Origin of the sequence: Mesorhizobium sp. B2-4-6, from assembly GCF_006442775.1 — a bacterium.
Classification (GTDB): Bacteria; Pseudomonadota; Alphaproteobacteria; order Rhizobiales; family Rhizobiaceae; genus Mesorhizobium.
This window is the reverse complement of sequence record NZ_VFVI01000024.1, coordinates 1-16,144: the sequence shown is the minus strand read 5'-3', so window position 1 is coordinate 16,144 and position 16,144 is coordinate 1. Positions and strand designations below refer to the sequence as shown.

21 protein-coding genes are annotated in these 16,144 nt (G+C 64.1%); 17 read left to right on the top strand and 4 right to left on the bottom strand.

Translation table 11 applies throughout. The annotated features are described in order from the left end of the window. Positions 1-29: 29 nt before the first annotated feature. From FJ957_RS30995 to FJ957_RS30975, 5 genes are all read left to right on the top strand, one after another. Positions 30-422, top strand: coding sequence for a VOC family protein (locus FJ957_RS30995; protein ID WP_140837266.1), 393 nt, complete (start codon positions 30-32; stop codon positions 420-422). A 39-nt stretch (positions 423-461) separates the two neighbouring features. Continuing rightward, positions 462-695 (top strand): hypothetical protein, encoded by a 234-nt coding sequence (locus FJ957_RS30990; RefSeq protein ID WP_140837264.1) that lies wholly within the window; start codon positions 462-464, stop codon positions 693-695. Continuing rightward, complete coding sequence (locus FJ957_RS30985; RefSeq protein ID WP_140837260.1) at positions 695-1,138, top strand: DUF1801 domain-containing protein; 444 nt, start codon at positions 695-697, stop codon at positions 1,136-1,138. Before FJ957_RS30990 ends, FJ957_RS30985 begins: the two co-directional genes overlap by 1 nt. 79 nt (positions 1,139-1,217) lie before the next feature. Next, positions 1,218-1,616 carry a DUF1801 domain-containing protein gene (locus tag FJ957_RS30980; protein WP_140837258.1) on the top strand — a complete coding sequence of 133 codons (399 nt, stop codon included), beginning with the start codon at positions 1,218-1,220 and terminating at the stop codon, positions 1,614-1,616. Between the two features lie 297 nt (positions 1,617-1,913). After that, on the top strand, positions 1,914-4,400 hold the full coding sequence (locus tag FJ957_RS30975; RefSeq protein WP_140837256.1) for an EAL domain-containing protein: 2,487 nt from the start codon (positions 1,914-1,916) through the stop codon (positions 4,398-4,400). On the opposite strand, the gene FJ957_RS30970 is transcribed toward FJ957_RS30975, so the two are convergent. Beyond that, positions 4,397-4,957 (bottom strand): GNAT family N-acetyltransferase, encoded by a 561-nt coding sequence (locus FJ957_RS30970; RefSeq protein ID WP_140837254.1) that lies wholly within the window; start codon positions 4,955-4,957, stop codon positions 4,397-4,399. The two genes, FJ957_RS30975 and FJ957_RS30970, sit on opposite strands and share 4 nt — an antisense overlap. A gap of 187 nt (positions 4,958-5,144) precedes the next feature. On the opposite strand from FJ957_RS30970, the gene FJ957_RS30965 reads away from it, so the two are divergent. Beyond that, the gene (locus tag FJ957_RS30965) at positions 5,145-5,600 is read left to right on the top strand and encodes a DUF2214 family protein (protein ID WP_140837252.1); all 456 of its coding nucleotides are present in this window, start codon (positions 5,145-5,147) and stop codon (positions 5,598-5,600) included. On the opposite strand, the gene nth is transcribed toward FJ957_RS30965, so the two are convergent. Further along, the gene (gene nth, locus FJ957_RS30960; RefSeq protein ID WP_140837250.1) at positions 5,597-6,403 is read right to left on the bottom strand and encodes an endonuclease III; all 807 of its coding nucleotides are present in this window, start codon (positions 6,401-6,403) and stop codon (positions 5,597-5,599) included. The genes FJ957_RS30965 and nth overlap by 4 nt on opposite strands. Before the next feature lie 23 nt (positions 6,404-6,426). On the opposite strand from nth, the gene FJ957_RS30955 reads away from it, so the two are divergent. Next, positions 6,427-6,921: a DUF2244 domain-containing protein gene (locus tag FJ957_RS30955; RefSeq protein WP_140644552.1), complete on the top strand. Its 495-nt coding sequence runs from the start codon at positions 6,427-6,429 to the stop codon at positions 6,919-6,921. A gap of 84 nt (positions 6,922-7,005) precedes the next feature. On the opposite strand, the gene FJ957_RS30950 is transcribed toward FJ957_RS30955, so the two are convergent. Further along, the gene (locus FJ957_RS30950; protein WP_140837248.1) at positions 7,006-7,821 is read right to left on the bottom strand and encodes a class I SAM-dependent methyltransferase; all 816 of its coding nucleotides are present in this window, start codon (positions 7,819-7,821) and stop codon (positions 7,006-7,008) included. Between the two features lie 114 nt (positions 7,822-7,935). Between FJ957_RS30950 and FJ957_RS30945 the strand changes: the two genes are divergently transcribed. The 8 genes from FJ957_RS30945 (at position 7,936) to FJ957_RS30910 (ending at position 14,178) form a co-directional block, all read left to right on the top strand. Further along, positions 7,936-8,841, top strand: coding sequence for a methylated-DNA--[protein]-cysteine S-methyltransferase (locus tag FJ957_RS30945; RefSeq protein WP_181180779.1), 906 nt, complete (start codon positions 7,936-7,938; stop codon positions 8,839-8,841). A 238-nt stretch (positions 8,842-9,079) separates the two neighbouring features. Continuing rightward, positions 9,080-9,553, top strand: a complete 474-nt coding sequence (locus FJ957_RS30940; protein WP_140837246.1) for a hypothetical protein — start codon at positions 9,080-9,082, stop codon at positions 9,551-9,553. Positions 9,554-9,585: 32 nt separating this feature from the next. Further along, a complete protein-coding gene (locus FJ957_RS30935) occupies positions 9,586-9,969 on the top strand; it encodes a hypothetical protein (RefSeq protein ID WP_246674342.1) in 384 nt (127 codons plus the stop codon). Then, a complete protein-coding gene (locus tag FJ957_RS30930; protein WP_140837242.1) occupies positions 9,936-10,487 on the top strand; it encodes a hypothetical protein in 552 nt (183 codons plus the stop codon). Before FJ957_RS30935 ends, FJ957_RS30930 begins: the two co-directional genes overlap by 34 nt. Continuing rightward, the gene (locus FJ957_RS30925; RefSeq protein ID WP_140837240.1) at positions 10,465-10,944 is read left to right on the top strand and encodes a hypothetical protein; all 480 of its coding nucleotides are present in this window, start codon (positions 10,465-10,467) and stop codon (positions 10,942-10,944) included. Before FJ957_RS30930 ends, FJ957_RS30925 begins: the two co-directional genes overlap by 23 nt. A gap of 152 nt (positions 10,945-11,096) precedes the next feature. Further along, on the top strand, positions 11,097-12,002 hold the full coding sequence (locus FJ957_RS30920) for a ribokinase (RefSeq protein ID WP_140837238.1): 906 nt from the start codon (positions 11,097-11,099) through the stop codon (positions 12,000-12,002). Further along, positions 12,002-13,459 (top strand): amidase, encoded by a 1,458-nt coding sequence (locus FJ957_RS30915; RefSeq protein ID WP_210243272.1) that lies wholly within the window; start codon positions 12,002-12,004, stop codon positions 13,457-13,459. The genes FJ957_RS30920 and FJ957_RS30915 overlap by 1 nt, the downstream gene beginning before the upstream one ends. 104 nt (positions 13,460-13,563) lie before the next feature. Next, positions 13,564-14,178, top strand: coding sequence for a LysE family translocator (locus FJ957_RS30910; protein WP_140837236.1), 615 nt, complete (start codon positions 13,564-13,566; stop codon positions 14,176-14,178). Positions 14,179-14,217: 39 nt separating this feature from the next. Here FJ957_RS30910 and FJ957_RS30905 read toward each other — a convergent pair whose 3' ends face one another. Continuing rightward, positions 14,218-15,159 (bottom strand): nucleoside hydrolase, encoded by a 942-nt coding sequence (locus tag FJ957_RS30905; RefSeq protein ID WP_140837234.1) that lies wholly within the window; start codon positions 15,157-15,159, stop codon positions 14,218-14,220. Between the two features lie 243 nt (positions 15,160-15,402). Between FJ957_RS30905 and FJ957_RS30900 the strand changes: the two genes are divergently transcribed. Continuing rightward, complete coding sequence (locus FJ957_RS30900) at positions 15,403-15,828, top strand: Hsp20 family protein (RefSeq protein WP_140837232.1); 426 nt, start codon at positions 15,403-15,405, stop codon at positions 15,826-15,828. 63 nt (positions 15,829-15,891) lie between these two features. Then, on the top strand, positions 15,892-16,144 hold a 253-nt coding region (locus FJ957_RS30895), incomplete at its 3' end, for a DUF1150 family protein (RefSeq protein WP_140837230.1).

Below are 16,144 nucleotides of genomic sequence, written 5' to 3'. Positions count from 1 at the left end.
ACCGCAGGCGCAAGCAATGGAGACACGAAATGAAGATCAAGCTGACCAGCATTTATGTCGACGACCAGGAAAAGGCTCTTGGCTTCTACACCGACGTTCTGGGTTTCACCAAGAAGGCCGACTTCACCAACGGGCCGTTTCGCTGGCTGACCGTCACCTCGCCCGACGACCCGGACGGCACTGAACTGCAGCTGGCCCTCAACGACAATCCGGCGGCAAAGACTTACCAGCAGGCCATCTTCAAGCAGGGCCAGCCGGCGCTGATGCTATTCACCGACGACATCAAGAGCGACCATGAGCGCATCAAGGCCAATGGCGGCAGCTTTGCCATGGCGCCGACCGCGGTGACCGGCGCGACCGTCGCACAGCTCAACGACACCTGCGGCAACCTCATTCAGCTTTCGCAGCTGGCGCGCTGGTAGGCAGCTCGATCCGTATCGTCATTTGCAAGGGAGGTTAGATTGAACTGGAGCAAGTGGATCAGGCAGCTTCACCGCTGGCTGTCGATCATCTTCACCGTGACCGTCATTGCCAATTTCGCCGCAATGGCGATGGGCCCGCCGCCCGCCTGGATCGTTTATTCGCCGTTGATCCCGCTTTTCCTGCTGCTGTTCAGCGGGCTCTACATGTTTGTGCTGCCCTATGCCGTCAGGTTGCGCGGTGAGCAGACGAGCGAGCGAACGGGATCGGCCTGATGGCGAAGGCGAAAGCAAAGGTTGCGCGATCCGTGGACGTGGAACCCGTCCTGCTTTCAGGCGGCAACCCGCAGATCGCCAAGGGCTATGGCGACGCGCCCGTCCAGGCCTATATCGCGGCGATGCCGGGCTGGAAGAGCAAGGTCGGGCGCCGGCTCGACCAGCTCATCGTTGAGGCCGTTCCCAACGTGCAGAAGGCCGTCAAATGGAACTCTCCATTCTATGAAATGGAAGGCGAAGGCTGGTTCCTCGGCGTCCATTGCTTCGCCAGATACATCAAGGTGGCCTTCTTCCGCGGCCTGTCGCTCACGCCCGTGCCGCCTGTCGAATCCAAGAGCAAGGACACGCGCTATTTCCACATCCATGCGAGCGACCGGCTCGACGAGGAGCAATTCGTTTCCTGGGTGAAGCAGGCGAGCCGCCTGCCCGGCGAACGGATGTAATCGCACGGAAGATCAAGCGTCTCCTCCCTGAAAAGGCCATGGTGGCGATCTCTTATCCAGCCCCGAAGGAGAACCGGATATGCAAGAAGGCAGCACGCAGGACGACAAGTCTGCATCCGAACTGATCGACGGAAGGATCAAGGAACTCGGCGACTGGCGCGGCGAGACGCTTGCCCGGCTCCGCGCACTGATCAGGCAAGCCGCGCCGGAAGCCGTCGAGACCTGGAAATGGCGCGGCGTGCCGGTCTGGGAGGATGCCGGCATCATCTGCACCGGCGAGACCTACAAGGCTGTCGTCAAGTTGACCTTCGCCAGGGGCGCGGCGTTGCCCGATCCCAAGAAGCTCTTCAACTCCGGCCTCGAAGGCAACACCAGGCGCGCCATCGATTTCAAGGAAGGCGACGGGGTCGACGGCGACGCCCTGAAGGCGCTCGTTCGCGAAGCCGTGGCCCTCAACAGATCCAAGACCAAACGCTGAGAGACAGCTGGGGCGCAATCGGGTTGATGTTGCCGGCTTTTTCTTCCGCGCCCACGCGCTGCAGATCGATACTATGCACCAAATATCGCCATCACGCCGCGTAAGCGTCCTTCTGTTGCTGAGCAATAACTCATGAAACAAATACTGGACAAATTTATCGGCTGTTAAGCCAGGCACGCTATCTGGATTGATGTCGCCAGTAACCGGACGACATGTGGGGAAAAACATCGTCTCAACCGGCGGATGAGCCAGTCGGACAGACACCGGGGGAGCCAGCGCGCGCTCCATGGGAATGGGATGAAGCTCTCATCGACCGATGCCGCCCCGCGCCTCATCGGGCTGGTCTGGCCTTTCGTCGCGGTCGTCCTGATCCAGGCACTGGTTGCGACGCTTAGCCTCCACACGCTGTCAGCCGTCCGCGCCTATGTCGGCGGCGAAAGCCAATGGTCGAAGGGGCAGAAGCACGCCATCTATTTCCTCAGCCTTTATGCCGACACCGGCCGGGAAGAGTATTTCAGCGAATATCGTCAAGCCATCGCCGTGCCGCTGGCCGATCGCGCCGCGCGGCTTGCGCTCGAACAGGCCGAGCCCGACACGAATGCGGCCAGGCTTGGCTTTCTTGGCGGCAACAACCATCCCGACGATGTCGCCGGCCTGATCTGGCTGTTCCGGAATTTCCGTGGCGTCAGCTATCTCGATACCGCGATCCGCCACTGGACGGCGGCCGACGAGATGGTCCTCGCCATTGAAAGACTTGGCGACGACATGCATCGAAGTCTCGAAAAGGGGCCGGCATCCGCGGCCGAGATCGGTCTCTGGAAGGCGCAAATCCACAAGCTCGACTACCGGATCGGGCCGCTCTCCAAAGCCTTTTCCGACAGTCTGGGTGAGGGATCGCGCTTCATCAAGATGGCGCTGACGGCGGCCAATCTCGCCACCGCCGCACTGCTTATCCTGCTTGCCGTCTGGCGCACGCGCAAGCTGATGAAGCAGCGCCAGGCCTTCCAGAACGCTCTCAATGCCGAGCGCGAGCGTGCCCAGATCACATTGGCTTCGATCGGCCAGGCCGTCATCAGCACCGATGCCGAGGGGCGGCTGGACTATATGAATGCCGGAGCGGAAAGGCTGCTTGCCTGTTCGCTGGCCGCCGCCAAGGGCAGGCCGGTCGCCTCATTGTTCCGGCTCGTCGACAAGGACAGCGGCGTCGAGGAGACCGATCTGGTCCCGCGCCTGCTGGCGGGCGAGCCGCGCCGCTCCAATGTGCGCCCGCAGCTTCTGGAGCGTCCCGACGGCTCGGTCGTGCCGGTGGCGCTGAACGGTGCTCCGCTGATCGTCTCCGGCACGATCCTGGGGTGCGTCCTGGCCCTGCACGACATGACACGTGAGCAGGACTATATCGAGCGGCTTTCGTGGCAGGCATCGCATGATGCGCTGACCGGTCTCGTCAACCGCCGCGACTTCGAGAACCGGCTGGCAAGCGCGATCTCCGAGGCGCCGGAAAGGCCGCGCCGGCACGCGCTGATGTATCTCGACCTCGATCAGTTCAAGCTGGTCAACGATACGTGCGGCCATGCCGCCGGCGACCAGCTGCTGCGCCGGGTCTCGGTGCTGCTCGCCAACGAGCTGCCGTCCGGCGACATCCTGGCGAGACTGGGCGGCGACGAGTTCGGCGTGCTGCTCTTCGATTGCGATACCGACTGTGCCGCCGCCACGGCCGAGCGGTTGCGCGCCACGGTCCAGGATCTCCATTTCTCCTGGGAAGGGCGTCCCTTCAACACCAGCGTCAGCATCGGCATGGTCGAAGTCGCCAATGTCGGCATGACGCTGGAGGAGGTGCTGCGCGCCGCCGATGTCGCCTGCTACATGGCCAAGGAAAAGGGCCGCAACCGCGTTCAGATCCACAGCGACGGCGACACGGCATTGCGCGAGCGCTTCGGCGAGATGGCCTGGGTGCAGCGCCTGCATGCCGCACTGGACGAGAACCGCTTCAGGCTGCATGCGCAGGAGATCGCGCCGCTGCGGGACGATATTGCCGAGCCAGGGGCACATATCGAAATCCTGCTCAGGCTGACCGACGAGGAAGGCAGCTTCGTCACCCCGCAGAGCTTCATTCCGGCGGCGGAGCGCTACGGATTGATGCCGGCGATCGATCGCTGGGTGGTGCGCAACGCTTTCGCCACATTGGCGGCCAGACGCACCGATCAGCGCGCGACGCCGATATCCACCTGCGCGATCAATCTCTCCGGCGCCACGTTCGGCGACGAGACGTTTCTCGGCTTCATGCGCGAGCAGTTCGCCGCGCACGCCATTGCGCCCGAAACGATCTGCCTGGAGATCACCGAGACCAGCGCCATCGCCAATCTGACCGAGGCCATGCGTTTCATCGCCGACCTGCGCGGGCTGGGCTGCCGCTTCGCGCTCGACGATTTCGGCTCCGGCATGTCGTCCTTCGCCTATCTGAAGCATTTGCCGGTCGATTACCTCAAGATCGACGGCAGCTTCGTCAAGGACATGCTCGACGACCGCATCGATCGCGCGATGGTCGAGATGATCCATCATATCGGCAAGGTGACGGGAAAACGCACCATCGCCGAATTTGTCGAAAGCGACGGCATCGTCGAAGCCTTGAAAGCGATCGGCGTCGATTACGCGCAGGGCTATGCGATCGCGCGACCCCAGCCATTCGACGCGGCCACGGTCCTGCACGGCGGGCACACGGCACAGGGTGCGGTGACGGATGCCTGGGACGCGCTGGCCAAGACCCTGCGCCGCAAAGCTGGTTAGGCCTTGGCGCCGCTCGATCCGGCCGGCCTTTCCAACAGGATCGTCGGCTTTTCGTGATAGGTGGTGCGCAGGATTTCGCGATAGCCGTTCTTCTCGGCCACCTTGAGCGAAGCGCCGTTTTCCGGATCGATGATGCAGACGGTTCTCGCCTGCCCCAACGCGTCGTCGCTCCAGGCGACGATCCGCCCGACGATCTCGCTCGCAACCCCCTGGCCATGCGCCTCCGAGGCCAGCGCCCAGCCTGCCTCCGGCACGCCTTCGATCGACGGCTCGATCTCGCGCTTCAGATCGTGGAACCCGGCCTCACCGATGAAGCGCTTGGTCTCCTTGTCCTCGATCGCCCAGAAACCGTAGCCGATCAGCGACCACAGGCCGGCATGGCGCAGGAAGCGCATCCAGCTCTCTTCGCGCGTGCGCGGCTTGCCGCCGATGAACCGGGTGACGGCGGGCTCTGCCCACATGGCGGCATAGGTCTCGAAATCGCCGAGCCGATGCGGCCGCAGGACGGTCCGCGCCGTCTCAAGGATCGGCACGCCGTCTTCCGTTTTGACGCTCATGGCATTCCCCTCCATTGAGGCGGCAGCGCTTAGCAAACCAGCGCGCTCGAACAAGAGCCACGATAATGCGGTGGCTCTTCCAGCCATAATGGCCATGGCACGGCTGCATCGCTATGGGCTTTTCGCCTGGCGATGCTAGTTTGCGCGCGAAACCGACCCAGAAACGCAAGTCGACCGGAGACGCACCATGGACACCACGGACCTGTTGCTGGCGATCGCGCATCACCTTCTGGTGTTCTCGCTGGCCGGTATCATCGGCGCGGAGTTCGTGCTGGTGCGCGGCGATCTGGCAGCGGCGACGCTGAAGCGCCTTGCCGGCATCGACCGCCACTACGGCATCGTCGCCGCGCTCATCGTCATCGTCGGCGTCTGCCGTGTGTTCTTTGGCCTGAAAGGCTGGGAATTCTACATCTACAATTGGGTGTTCTGGGCAAAGATGGTGGCCTTCGCCATCGTCGGCCTGCTGTCGATCGTGCCGACCATGCGCTTCATCTCCTGGAACAGGCAGGCGAGCGGCAACCCGTCTTTCGCGGTGCCGGCGGCGGAATTGGCCTCGGTGAAGAACTATGTCCGCGCCGAGGGCTTTGTCTTCCTGCTGATCCCCGTCTTCGCCGCGGCGATGGCGCGCGGCTACGGCTACTAGGCCTCGGCCGGAAACGTCTCGTCCAGTGGCGCGATCGGCACCAGCGGGGCCGGCACGTCGGTGGTCTTTTCCTTCGACTTGCAGATGTCGGCGATGACGCAGGCCGGGCAGTCGGGCTTGCGCGCCTTGCAGACATAGCGGCCATGCAGGATCAGCCAGTGATGCGCATGGCGCATATATTCGGCGGGAATGACCTTGAGCAGCCCTTCTTCGACCTGTTCCGGCGTCTTGCCGGGCGCCAGCCCGATCCGGTTGCCGATACGGAAGATATGCGTGTCGACCGCCATCGTGTGCTGGCCGAAGGCGACGTTGAGCACGACATTGGCGGTCTTGCGCCCGACGCCCGGCAGCTTCACCAGCTCGTCGCGATCCTGAGGCACCTGGCCCGCATAATCGTCGATCAGCGCTTTCGACAGCGCGATCACGTTCTTCGCCTTGTTGCGCCACAGACCGATGGTGCGGATGTAATCGCCGACCTTGGTCTCGCCCAATGCCAGCATCTTGGCCGGCGTGTCGGCCGCCGCGAACAGCGCCTTCGTCGCCTTGTTGACGCCGGCGTCGGTCGCTTGCGCGGACAGCACCACCGCGACCAGCAGGGTGAAGGCGTTGACATAGTCGAGCTCGCCTTTCGGCTCAGGCCGCTGCACCGAAAAACGCCGGAATATCTCATGCACCTCGGCGGGGCTATAGAGCGACCGCGAGGCGGCCTTTCGCGGCCGCCGGCCAGGCGCCCGGCTGCCACCGACCGCGGAGGGTTGAGACTTTTTGACAGCTACGGATTTTTTCGACTTGGGAGGCGCCATATCCCTTCCTATAATATTCCCTCATGAGCGACACAAACGCCTCGTTCCAGGCCGACGAGCCATTTTTCCAGGCCTTGCTGACGCCGCACCGCTCGCTCGGCCGCACCGGCTTCCTGATCCTGATGGGAGCGCTTCTGTTCGGCTGGGCGGTCACCGGCGCCTTCTTCCTCGCGCACGGCGCCTGGCCGGTGTTCGGCTTCTTCGGCCTCGACGTGATCGCCGTCTACATCGCGTTCCGCGCCAATTACCGGGCCGCGCGCGCCCGCGAGGAAATCTCGGTCTCGCGCACCAGTCTCGACATTCGCAAGACAGCGCCGTCCGGTCGTTCGGAAGCGCATCATTTCAATCCGTTCTGGACGCGGTTTTCGATCGCCCGCCACAGCGAGATCGGCATCACCAAGATGGCCGTCGAAGCGCAGGGCAAGAGCGTGGCGATCGGCGGTTTCCTCAATCCCGACGATCGCGAGAGTTTTGCCACCGCCTTCTCGCGCGCGCTGGCGACCGCCAAGACACGCTGAGCACGATCCCGAACCGAAGGTCCGCGTCAGCGAAAAGTGGACGCCGGTTTTCGGACAAGATCACGCTCGGAGCAAACAAGCCTTTCAGAACCGGTAGCGCAACAGCCTGCCGACCTTGCGCATCGCTGGGATGAGCTTCCAGAGACCGACGAACAGACGCGCTGACCAGCCCAGGCGCGCTCCTTGCTCCGGCTTGTAGGATGGGATCTCGCCGATGAAGCGAAGTTTGGGCACCGCGCGCTCCAATTCGCGCGGATCCTCTATGGCCCAATGAACTTCGGCGCCGGTCGCCTTGATGGCCGGATTGAGGCGCATCAGCTTCAGGCCGAACCGGCTATAGGCGTCGAACATCAGCTCGCCGCCGGCAAGATGCGAGACAAGCCGCGCAAGCAGCGGCGGTCCCTCCTCGGCTGGAAGATAGGGCGTCAGCCCCTCGGCCGCCACGATCGCCGGGCGATTGCGGGGCACCGCGGCCAGCCAGCCCGGTTCGGTCACCGAGGAAGCGATCAGATGGTAACAGTCCCTGGACGGATAGAGCCTGCGCCTGAGCTCGACGACGTCCGGATAGTCGACGTCGAACCAGTCGACGCCTTGCGGCGGGTCGACGCGAAATATCCGCGTATCGAGCCCGCATCCCAGATGCAGCACGATCGCGTCCGGATATCTTGCGAGGAAATCCGCGACGCAGACGTCCAGTGTCTTCGCCCTGATTGCAAATCCCAGCCCGAGATTGCCGTCGACCTTGAGCCTTGCGAAATCATAGTCGATCTTGCGCACCGCCTCGTCGGCGAAGCGATCCTGAAGCAATGAATTGGGCAGCCGGCTCTCCAGCGCCTTGCCGTAGAGCGTCATCAGCAAGGTCTCCCTTGCCCCGGTCAGATCAACCTTTTCGCCGGCCATCATTGTCCTCTTCGGCCCGAAGCTCACTCTATCTGGGTGTGGATGGCGGGAAGGCAAGTTTCGGGTGGAGGCAAAGTTCTGGAAGACCGATATTCGGACCAAGGAGATATTGCCATGAACGCTCAGATGACCATGAATACCCGCATGAAACCAACCGCTATCCTCCAGAACGACATCACCCCGGAAGGCAGCGACTACGACGTCGTGCGCCGCGCCATCGAGAAGATCAGCCTCGACTATCGCGACCAGCCCTCGCTCGAGGTCCTGGCCGAAGAGGTCGGCGAGACGCCCACCGGCCTGCAGAAACTCTTCACCCGCTGGGCCGGCCTGTCGCCCAAGGCCTTCCTGCAGGCAGTGACGCTCGACCATGCGCGCAGGCTGCTCGATTCCGGCATGCCGCTGCTGGAGACCTCGTTCGAGCTCGGCATGTCCGGTCCCGGCCGGCTGCACGACCTCTTCGTCACCCATGAGGCGATGTCGCCCGGCGACTACAAGACCCGGGGCGCGGGTCTCACCATCCGCTACGGCTACCACATCTCGCCTTTCGGCATCGCGCTGATCATGGTCACCGATCGGGGTCTCGCCGGCCTGGCCTTCTGTGACGCCGGCGGCGAGCGGTCGGCCTTCGCCGATATGTCCGGCCGCTGGCCGAACGCGACTTACGTCGAGGACATGTCGGCCACCCAGGCTTACGCCGCGCGGGTCTTCGACCCGACGCAATGGCGCGCCGACCAGCCGCTGCGCGTGGTGATGATCGGCACCGATTTCCAGCTTCGCGTCTGGGAAGCGTTGCTGCGCATCCCGATGGGCAGGGCCTGCACCTATTCCTCGATCGCGGCAAGCATCGGCCATCCCAGCGCCAGCCGGGCCGTGGGCGCGGCCGTGGGCGCCAACCCGATGTCCTTCGTAGTGCCCTGCCACCGGGCGCTGGGCAAGTCCGGCGCGCTCACCGGCTATCACTGGGGCCTGACGCGCAAGCGCGCCATCCTCGGCTGGGAAGCGGGACAAGTGACGTCCTGAAACAATCGATTTTTTCGCACCCCATTGCGAAAAACCGTGTATCGAAGTATAAATCGGCACAAACTGAATAAATACATTGTTTTATGCATGAGATGCAACCGGCGACAACCTCTGGTTATCGCCGGTTTTCTTTTAAGTTGTTTTCCGGCGTTATTTCATTTAACGCTAAATTAACCACGATAAAGGGAAGATAACCCCGATGTCGAGCTGCATCATCCGGCTCGAAAGAGGGGTCTCAATGAAGTTCTTCCGCGCCGCCATGGCTGCGAGCGTGCTCGCTGCCGGCGCCGGCCAGGCAGCATCGGCCGCCACCACCGGAAATGTGCTGTTCAATGGTACGATCACCGCGACCTGCACGGTCACGATCAACTCCAACGGCACGATGACCGTCAGCAGCAATCTCCAGTCGCTGAGCTCGCACAATATCGGCGGTTCGGCCGGCAGCGCTCAGGTCGACACCACGGGCGGCGTCTCGCTCAGCGTCGACCCAGTCACCACGACGACGGTACCGGCCTCAGACACCACGGCGACGACATGGACGCCGACCTTCGCCACCTCCGGCGCGCAGACGATTGCCGAAACCGGCACCGCGACCGCGCTGACGGTGCCAGGCACGTCGACGGTCGCGGTCAATCTTGCCGGCACCAAGAGCGGCACAAACCGCTTCTCCGCCGGCAACTACCAGGCAACGGTGACGCTGCGCTGCGAATAGTCTTGTCGCGAAAGGAGCGGTCCTTGAGAACGATTGCGATTCTGGCGGCGGGCTTGACTGCCGTGCTGTCTCCCATCGCCGCGACAGGCCAGTCGATGACGCCGATGCGCGGCGAGGTGCGATCCTTCACGGATGCCTTCGCCGTCCGCGTCTTCCCGGGCAACCCGTACAACCAGCGCATACGTGTCGAAGTCCATGTCTACGACCAGGATTTCCAGCCGGTCGACGCCAGGATCACGCCGAGCGCCTTCCTTTTGGCCGGCCAGGCATCGCGCCCTGTACTGGTGGTCGTCCCGTTCGGCGGCGCGAAAGAGCGTAAAGTGCGTATCTGTACCGAGAGTATCCCCTTTCCAAGCGAGCGGACCCAGATAAGGGCACAGATATGCGGAAAGTTTTTCGGGCATCGCAGGTTCTGACCTTGTCCCTGCTGTCCGCCTTGGCTGTCGTAAGTCGGGGGCTTGCCGAGGACATCCTGAATCTGAATCAGAACCAGACCGGTTTCAGCCTGCCCGGCGTCAGCCTGCCTCAGGGCCAGGACGAGGTTCATGCCAGCGACGGCACGACCTGCCGCTCGGCCGTTTCCGGCAGCGGCGCCTATTTCGACCTCGGCGTCATCCGCGGCAACAACAGCAGCAACCAGGCCAACAGCGACATCGCCACATACGGCCGCGTGGTGATCCCGATCGGGCGGACGCCGAAACGTGTCGATTGCAGCCGCCTCTACGAGTTGGAAGTCGAGCGCCTGCAGCTTGAATTGAAGCTTCTTAAAATGGGCCTCGGCGCCGACGGTCAGACGACAGGAAGTGTGGCCGCCCCAGCACCCCAGGGTCCCGCGCCCCAGGCCAGCGCGGCCCAGGTCAAATCAGCAGGATGGGCCAACGAAGGCTGGAGCATCAGAGGCACGACCGGCAGTGAAAAGAAGAAGCGGAAATAGCCGCGCGCTGTTCGCGCTGGCGGCGCTTGCCGGCCTCTGTCTCCCGGCGCAGGCGGCGATCATCGGCACCTGCACGATCATGATCGGCGCGTCGGGAGCGATGAAACCGAACCCCGCCATCAACATCTTTGGTTCCAAGCAGGCGGGCGGGTCGAGCGCCGGCGCCACCATCACCGCGAACTCGACGCTGTGTTCGATCCTCAACCTGTTGGACTGCTACTCCGTCTCCGCGCCGGCGCCGATCGCCTTCACCTCCGCTCCGAGCGGCGGCGACACCAACGTCACTTTCGCCACGGTCTTTCGGCTCGACGGATCCGGGGTGGACATACCAGGCAGCACGCCGCAGCCGGTGACCAACGGCACCCACACCATCCAGGTCGATCTAACCGCCACGAAGTCGCCCGGCATCTTCCCGGCGGGTAATTATCAGGGCATGGTCACGGTGCGCTGCGAATGATGCCTGTGGGCCACGGGCGCGCACAACCGACATGATCTGGCGACAGGCGGTCTTTGCCGCTAGCCTCCCGCGCAATCAATTGTGTAAAAGCAGGCACTTGGGGTGGCTCGACCTTCAATCGGGGGGCAGCGCGTCCCGGCAGGAGGCACTTCTTGATTATCGTTGTCGGTTCGATCAACCTCGACCTCATCGCCAATGTCGACCGCTTGCCGGACCCCGGCGAGACGGTGCGCGGCTCCGGCTTCGCCACCGCGCCTGGCGGCAAGGGCGCCAACCAGGCCCTGGCCGCGGCGCGCGCCGGCGCCGAGGTACGCATGGTGGGCGCGGTCGGCAAGGATAGCTTTGCCGCCGAGGCGCTTGCCCTTCTCAAGGCCGGCAATGTCGATCTGTCCGGTGTCGGCCAGAGCTTCGCCTCCACCGGCACGGCGTTGATCCTGGTCGGCGCTGATGGAGAGAACGTCATCGCTGTCGTGCCGGGCGCCAATGATTCGGTGGTGCCGGGCGATGTCGCCAAGGCCTTCCTCAAGAAGGGCGACGTCGTGCTCTTGCAGCATGAGATCCCGCTGCAGACGGTCGACGCCACACTCGACGCGGCGCGCGCGGCGGACGCCGTCAGCGTGCTCAACACCGCCCCTTTCCGTGCCGAGGCCGCCGGCTTCGTCGGCAAGGCCGATTATGCCGTCGCCAACGAAACCGAGTTCGATCTCTATGGCGAGGCGCTGGCGCTTTCGGGGCGCGATCGCCCTGCCCGCATGCGCGACTATGCCAAGAAGACAGGCCGCGCCATCGTCGTCACGCTCGGTGGCGACGGCGTGCTGGCCGCCACGCCGGACGATTTCCTCACCGTTCCGGCGCTGAAGATCACGCCGGTCGACACGGTCGGCGCGGGCGACACCTTCTGCGGTTATTTCGGCGCCGGCCTGTCGTCCGGTCTGCCGCTTCAGGAGGCGCTCACCCGCGCCGCCGCGGCCGGTTCGCTCGCCTGCCTGAAACCCGGCGCGCAGCCGGCAATTCCACCGGAAAAGGATGTCGACGCGGCCCTGGCGGCGGCGCGGTAATGGCCATGCGTCCCGTCACCAAGCACGCAGCGCCGCCGGCCGGCGATATCTGCCACCTCTCCGCCGTCGAGCTTGCCCAGAAGATCAGGCAGCGCCATTTGTCGGCGCGCGAGGTGGCCGGCGCTTTCCTCGACCGCATCGAGGCGGTGAACCCGCTGGTCAACGCCGTCGTTTCGCTGCGCGAGCGCGCCGATATCCTGGCCGAGGCCGACAGGGCGGATGCCCATCTGGCACGCGGCGGCGAGGCCGGATCGCTCTTCGGCCTACCGATCGCCATCAAGGACCTCGCCCTGACCGGGGAGCTCAGAACCACCTTCGGCTCGCCGATCTTCGCCGATTTCATCCCCGACGTGGACGATTTCTTCGTCGAGCGCGTCCGCAAGGCCGGCGCCATCATCATCGGCAAGACCAATGTCCCGGAATTCGGGCTGGGCTCCAACACCTACAATCCGGTCTTCGGGCCGACGCTCAACGCCTTCGACCCCGCGCTGACCGCCGGCGGCTCGAGCGGCGGCGCGGCCGTGGCGCTGGCGCTCGACATGGTGCCGGTCGCCGATGGCAGCGACTTCGGCGGCTCGCTGCGCAATCCGGCAGCCTACAACAATGTCTACGGCTTCCGCCCCTCGCAGGGCCTTGTGCCTGCAGGCCCGGACTTCGATGTCTTTCATTCGCAGATGGGCGTCGAAGGGCCGATGGGCCGCAACATTCGCGACATCGCGCTTTTGCTCGACGAACAGGCCGGCTATCACCCGCACGCGCCGCTGTCATACGCCAAGGAGGGTTCGTTCCTCGACGGCTTGGGCGCGAAAGCGGCCGGCGGCCGCATCGCCTGGCTGGGCGATCTCGGCGGCCACCTGCCGACGGAACCGGGCGTGCTCGACCTTTGCGAGGCCGCGCTTACCCGCTTCGCCGCAGCATCCTTCCGCACCGAGGCCCTGGTACCGGATGTCGATTTCGAGGCGCTCTGGCAGGCCTTTGTCACCTTGCGCCAGGCGAGCAGCGGCTGCGGGCTGAAGGCGCACTACGACGACCCGGCAAAACGCAAACTTCTGAAGCCCGAGGCTGTCTGGGAAGTGGAGCAGGCGATGGGCCTGACCGCGCCGCAGGTCCATGCCGCCAGCGTCCGGCGCACCTCGTGGCACCGAACGCTGCTTTCGCTGTTCGAGCGTTTCGACCTGATCGCGCTGCCGACCGCGCAGGTCTTCCCGTTCGACGTCTCGACCCACTGGCCGCGCGAGGTCGCGGGACGACCCATGGACAGCTATCACCGCTGGATGCAGGTCTCCGCCTTCGCCACCCTGGGCGGCTGCCCGGCGCTCAGCGTCCCGGCGGGGTTCGACGGGAAGGGCCGACCCATGGGCATGCAGTTGATCGGCCGCCCACGCGGCGACCTCGCCGTGCTCAAGGCCGGCGCCGCCTATGAGGCGATATTGCCGTGGACGGCGGGCGCCTGCTGAGCAGCCTCTGAATCGGGCAAGTCGGCATCGCTTGCGCCGACAGTGAAGCCGTGCATTGATCCGGCGGCCACCGCCGCATCACCTCTGTCCGTCCGAGGAAAGCCATGTCGCTGGAACTTTACGCAACCTATGTCGTTGCCTGCATCGTCATCATCCTGGTGCCCGGTCCGACGGTGACGCTGATCATCGCCAACAGCATCCGCCACGGCTCGCGCGCGGGCCTGGCCAACGTCGCCGGCACCCAGGCCGGGCTCGCCATCATGATCGCCATCGTCGGCATCGGCCTCAACACGCTGATCGCCGGCATGGGCCACTGGTTCGAGTGGGTGCGGCTGATCGGCGCCGCCTATCTGATCTGGATGGGCGTGCAGATGTTCCGCTCCAAGGGCACGCTCAATCCCGACGGAACGGCTAGAAAACCGCGCGGCGGCTTTTTCCTGCAGGGTTTTCTGGTGGCGATCAGCAATCCGAAGACCTTGGTCTTCTTTGGCGCCTTCTTCCCGCAGTTCATCGCGCCGCAGGGCAATTACACGCTACAGATCGTCGTGATGGGCCTGACCGCGATGATCTTCGCCGCCATGTCGGATTCGACCTACGCGCTTGCCGCCGGCCGCGCCGGCCGGCTGCTGTCGGCCAGCCGCGTCAGGCTGATGTCCAGGATCAGCGGCAGCTTCCTGGTCGGCGGCGGGCTATGGCTGGCGTTTTCGAAGTCGAAGTGAGCGCCTCAGCCTCCCCACCCTGTGGGAGAAGGAGAGGCGTTACAGCCGCCCCAGCCTCTCCACCAGCAGCGCGAAGAAGCCGTCATGGTCGATGTCGCGCATCACGGTGGCGTTCTTTTTCCGCTTGGTGACCCCCCACCAGTCGATCACCGTCATGCCCATGGTGAGCTCCGACGCGGTCTCGACGCTGACATTGCAATGGCGGCCCTTGAACAGCTCCGGCTTGATCAGATAGGCGATCACGCACGGATCGTGCAGCGGCCCGCCATCGGTGCCGTATTTTTCCTCGTCATAGCGCTCGAAAAACTCCAGCATCTCGGCGGTCGCGGTGCCGACCTTGGTGCCGAGCTGGCGGAAAGCCTGCGTGCGCTTGGACGTGGTCAGCGCCTTGTGGGTGACGTCGAGCGGCATCATCACGATCGGAATGCCCGACTTGAACACCAGATCGGCGGCCTGCGGGTCGACATAGATGTTGAATTCGGCGGCCGGCGTGACGTTGCCGCCCTCGAAGAAGCCGCCGCCCATCAAGACGATTTCCTTGATGCGGGGCGCGATCCTCGGCTCGCGGATCAGCGCCAGCGCGATGTTGGTGAGCGGTCCGAGCGGGCAGAGCGTGATCGTGCCGCTTTCCTCGCGCATCAGCGTCTCGACAATGAAATCGACGGCGTATTGTTCCTGCAACGGCATGGTCGGCTCGGGCAGTTGCGGGCCGTTCAGGCCTGTCTTGCCGTGCACTTCCTCGGCGGTGACGAGTTCGCGCGCCAGCGGCCGAATGGCGCCGGCATAGACCCTGACGTCCGGCCTGCCGGCCAGCTCGCAGATCTTGCGGGCGTTGTTCTGGGTCAGCTTCAGCGGCACATTGCCGGCAACCGCGGTGATACCGACGATCTCCAGCTCCGAACTGCCGAGCGCCAGCAATATGGCGACGGCATCGTCCTGGCCGGGATCGGTGTCGATGATGATCTTTCTGGACTGGGGCATTTCAATTCCTTTTGGGGGAGTCTTTTTGGGCGGGATTTAGAGCATGATCCCGAAAAGTGGGAACCGGCTTTCGGACAGGATCATGCTCCAACGAAGAGCTTAGTCAGGATGGCGGTTCAACGAAACGTCATCCTGATTTCAGTGGCTTGAACTTGATCGCGCGGCGGACCATATCAAGACCATCGGGAAAAATGCCATCCGGGTTTTTCCAGTTTGTGTCGCTCTTCAGAGGACAATGTAACAATGAGTCGAATGACGCCCTTCTCCAGCCCGCTTCTTCTGGGCTTCGATGCCATGGAAAAGACGCTTGAGCGTCTGGCGAAGTCCGGCGACAGCTATCCCCCGTACAATATCGAGCGCCTCGGCGCAGCCGACGGCAACGCCGAAAGGCTGCGCATCACGCTGGCCGTTGCCGGTTTTGCCGAGAGCGACCTCGATGTCACCACGGAGGAAAACCAGCTAATCGTGCGCGGACGTCAGACTGACGACACCGAGCGCGAATTCCTCCACCGCGGTATCGCCGCGCGCCAGTTCCAGCGCTGTTTCGTGCTGGCCGACGGCATGCGGGTGATTGCGGCGGAACTGAAGAACGGCCTGTTGTCGGTCGACCTGGACCGGCCGGAGGCCGAGCGGCTGGTACGGAAAATAAACATATCGGTGAAAGACTGATCTTTGCCGATGGCTCTATGCGAGGCGGCCAATCCTGGCGTCCTCGCGCCAAGGAGGCTTGAAATGACCAGAACTGACGAAACCACCACCATGACCAGCGGCGAACTCGCCCATCTCGGCGAAGGTTCGGTCGCCTATCTCAGGAAAGTATCGAGCGACGACCTGCGCGGCCGCTTCCCCGGCCTCGACGAAATCGCGCCCGGTATGGAGCTGTGGGCGCTGTTTGCCGCCAACGGCCAGCCGATCCTGCTTTCCGATGCCCGTGACCGGGCGCTGGCGGGTGCGCTGGAGAACGACCTGACCACAGTCGCGATCC

Bases quoted from the DNA above. Each gene is read 5' to 3' on its own strand.
- FJ957_RS30995 (WP_140837266.1), top strand. From the start codon at position 30: ATGAAGATCAAGCTGACCAGCATTTATGTCGACGACCAGGAAAAGGCT.
- FJ957_RS30985 (WP_140837260.1), top strand. From the start codon at position 695: ATGGCGAAGGCGAAAGCAAAGGTTGCGCGATCCGTGGACGTGGAACCC.
- FJ957_RS30980 (WP_140837258.1), top strand. From the start codon at position 1,218: ATGCAAGAAGGCAGCACGCAGGACGACAAGTCTGCATCCGAACTGATC.
- FJ957_RS30975 (WP_140837256.1), top strand. From the start codon at position 1,914: ATGAAGCTCTCATCGACCGATGCCGCCCCGCGCCTCATCGGGCTGGTC.
- FJ957_RS30970 (WP_140837254.1), bottom strand. From the start codon at position 4,957: ATGAGCGTCAAAACGGAAGACGGCGTGCCGATCCTTGAGACGGCGCGG.
- FJ957_RS30965 (WP_140837252.1), top strand. From the start codon at position 5,145: ATGGACACCACGGACCTGTTGCTGGCGATCGCGCATCACCTTCTGGTG.
- nth (WP_140837250.1), bottom strand. From the start codon at position 6,403: ATGGCGCCTCCCAAGTCGAAAAAATCCGTAGCTGTCAAAAAGTCTCAA.
- FJ957_RS30955 (WP_140644552.1), top strand. From the start codon at position 6,427: ATGAGCGACACAAACGCCTCGTTCCAGGCCGACGAGCCATTTTTCCAG.
- FJ957_RS30950 (WP_140837248.1), bottom strand. From the start codon at position 7,821: ATGGCCGGCGAAAAGGTTGATCTGACCGGGGCAAGGGAGACCTTGCTG.
- FJ957_RS30945 (WP_181180779.1), top strand. From the start codon at position 7,936: ATGAACGCTCAGATGACCATGAATACCCGCATGAAACCAACCGCTATC.
- FJ957_RS30940 (WP_140837246.1), top strand. From the start codon at position 9,080: ATGAAGTTCTTCCGCGCCGCCATGGCTGCGAGCGTGCTCGCTGCCGGC.
- FJ957_RS30930 (WP_140837242.1), top strand. From the start codon at position 9,936: ATGCGGAAAGTTTTTCGGGCATCGCAGGTTCTGACCTTGTCCCTGCTG.
- FJ957_RS30915 (WP_210243272.1), top strand. From the start codon at position 12,002: ATGGCCATGCGTCCCGTCACCAAGCACGCAGCGCCGCCGGCCGGCGAT.
- FJ957_RS30910 (WP_140837236.1), top strand. From the start codon at position 13,564: ATGTCGCTGGAACTTTACGCAACCTATGTCGTTGCCTGCATCGTCATC.
- FJ957_RS30905 (WP_140837234.1), bottom strand. From the start codon at position 15,159: ATGCCCCAGTCCAGAAAGATCATCATCGACACCGATCCCGGCCAGGAC.
- FJ957_RS30900 (WP_140837232.1), top strand. From the start codon at position 15,403: ATGAGTCGAATGACGCCCTTCTCCAGCCCGCTTCTTCTGGGCTTCGAT.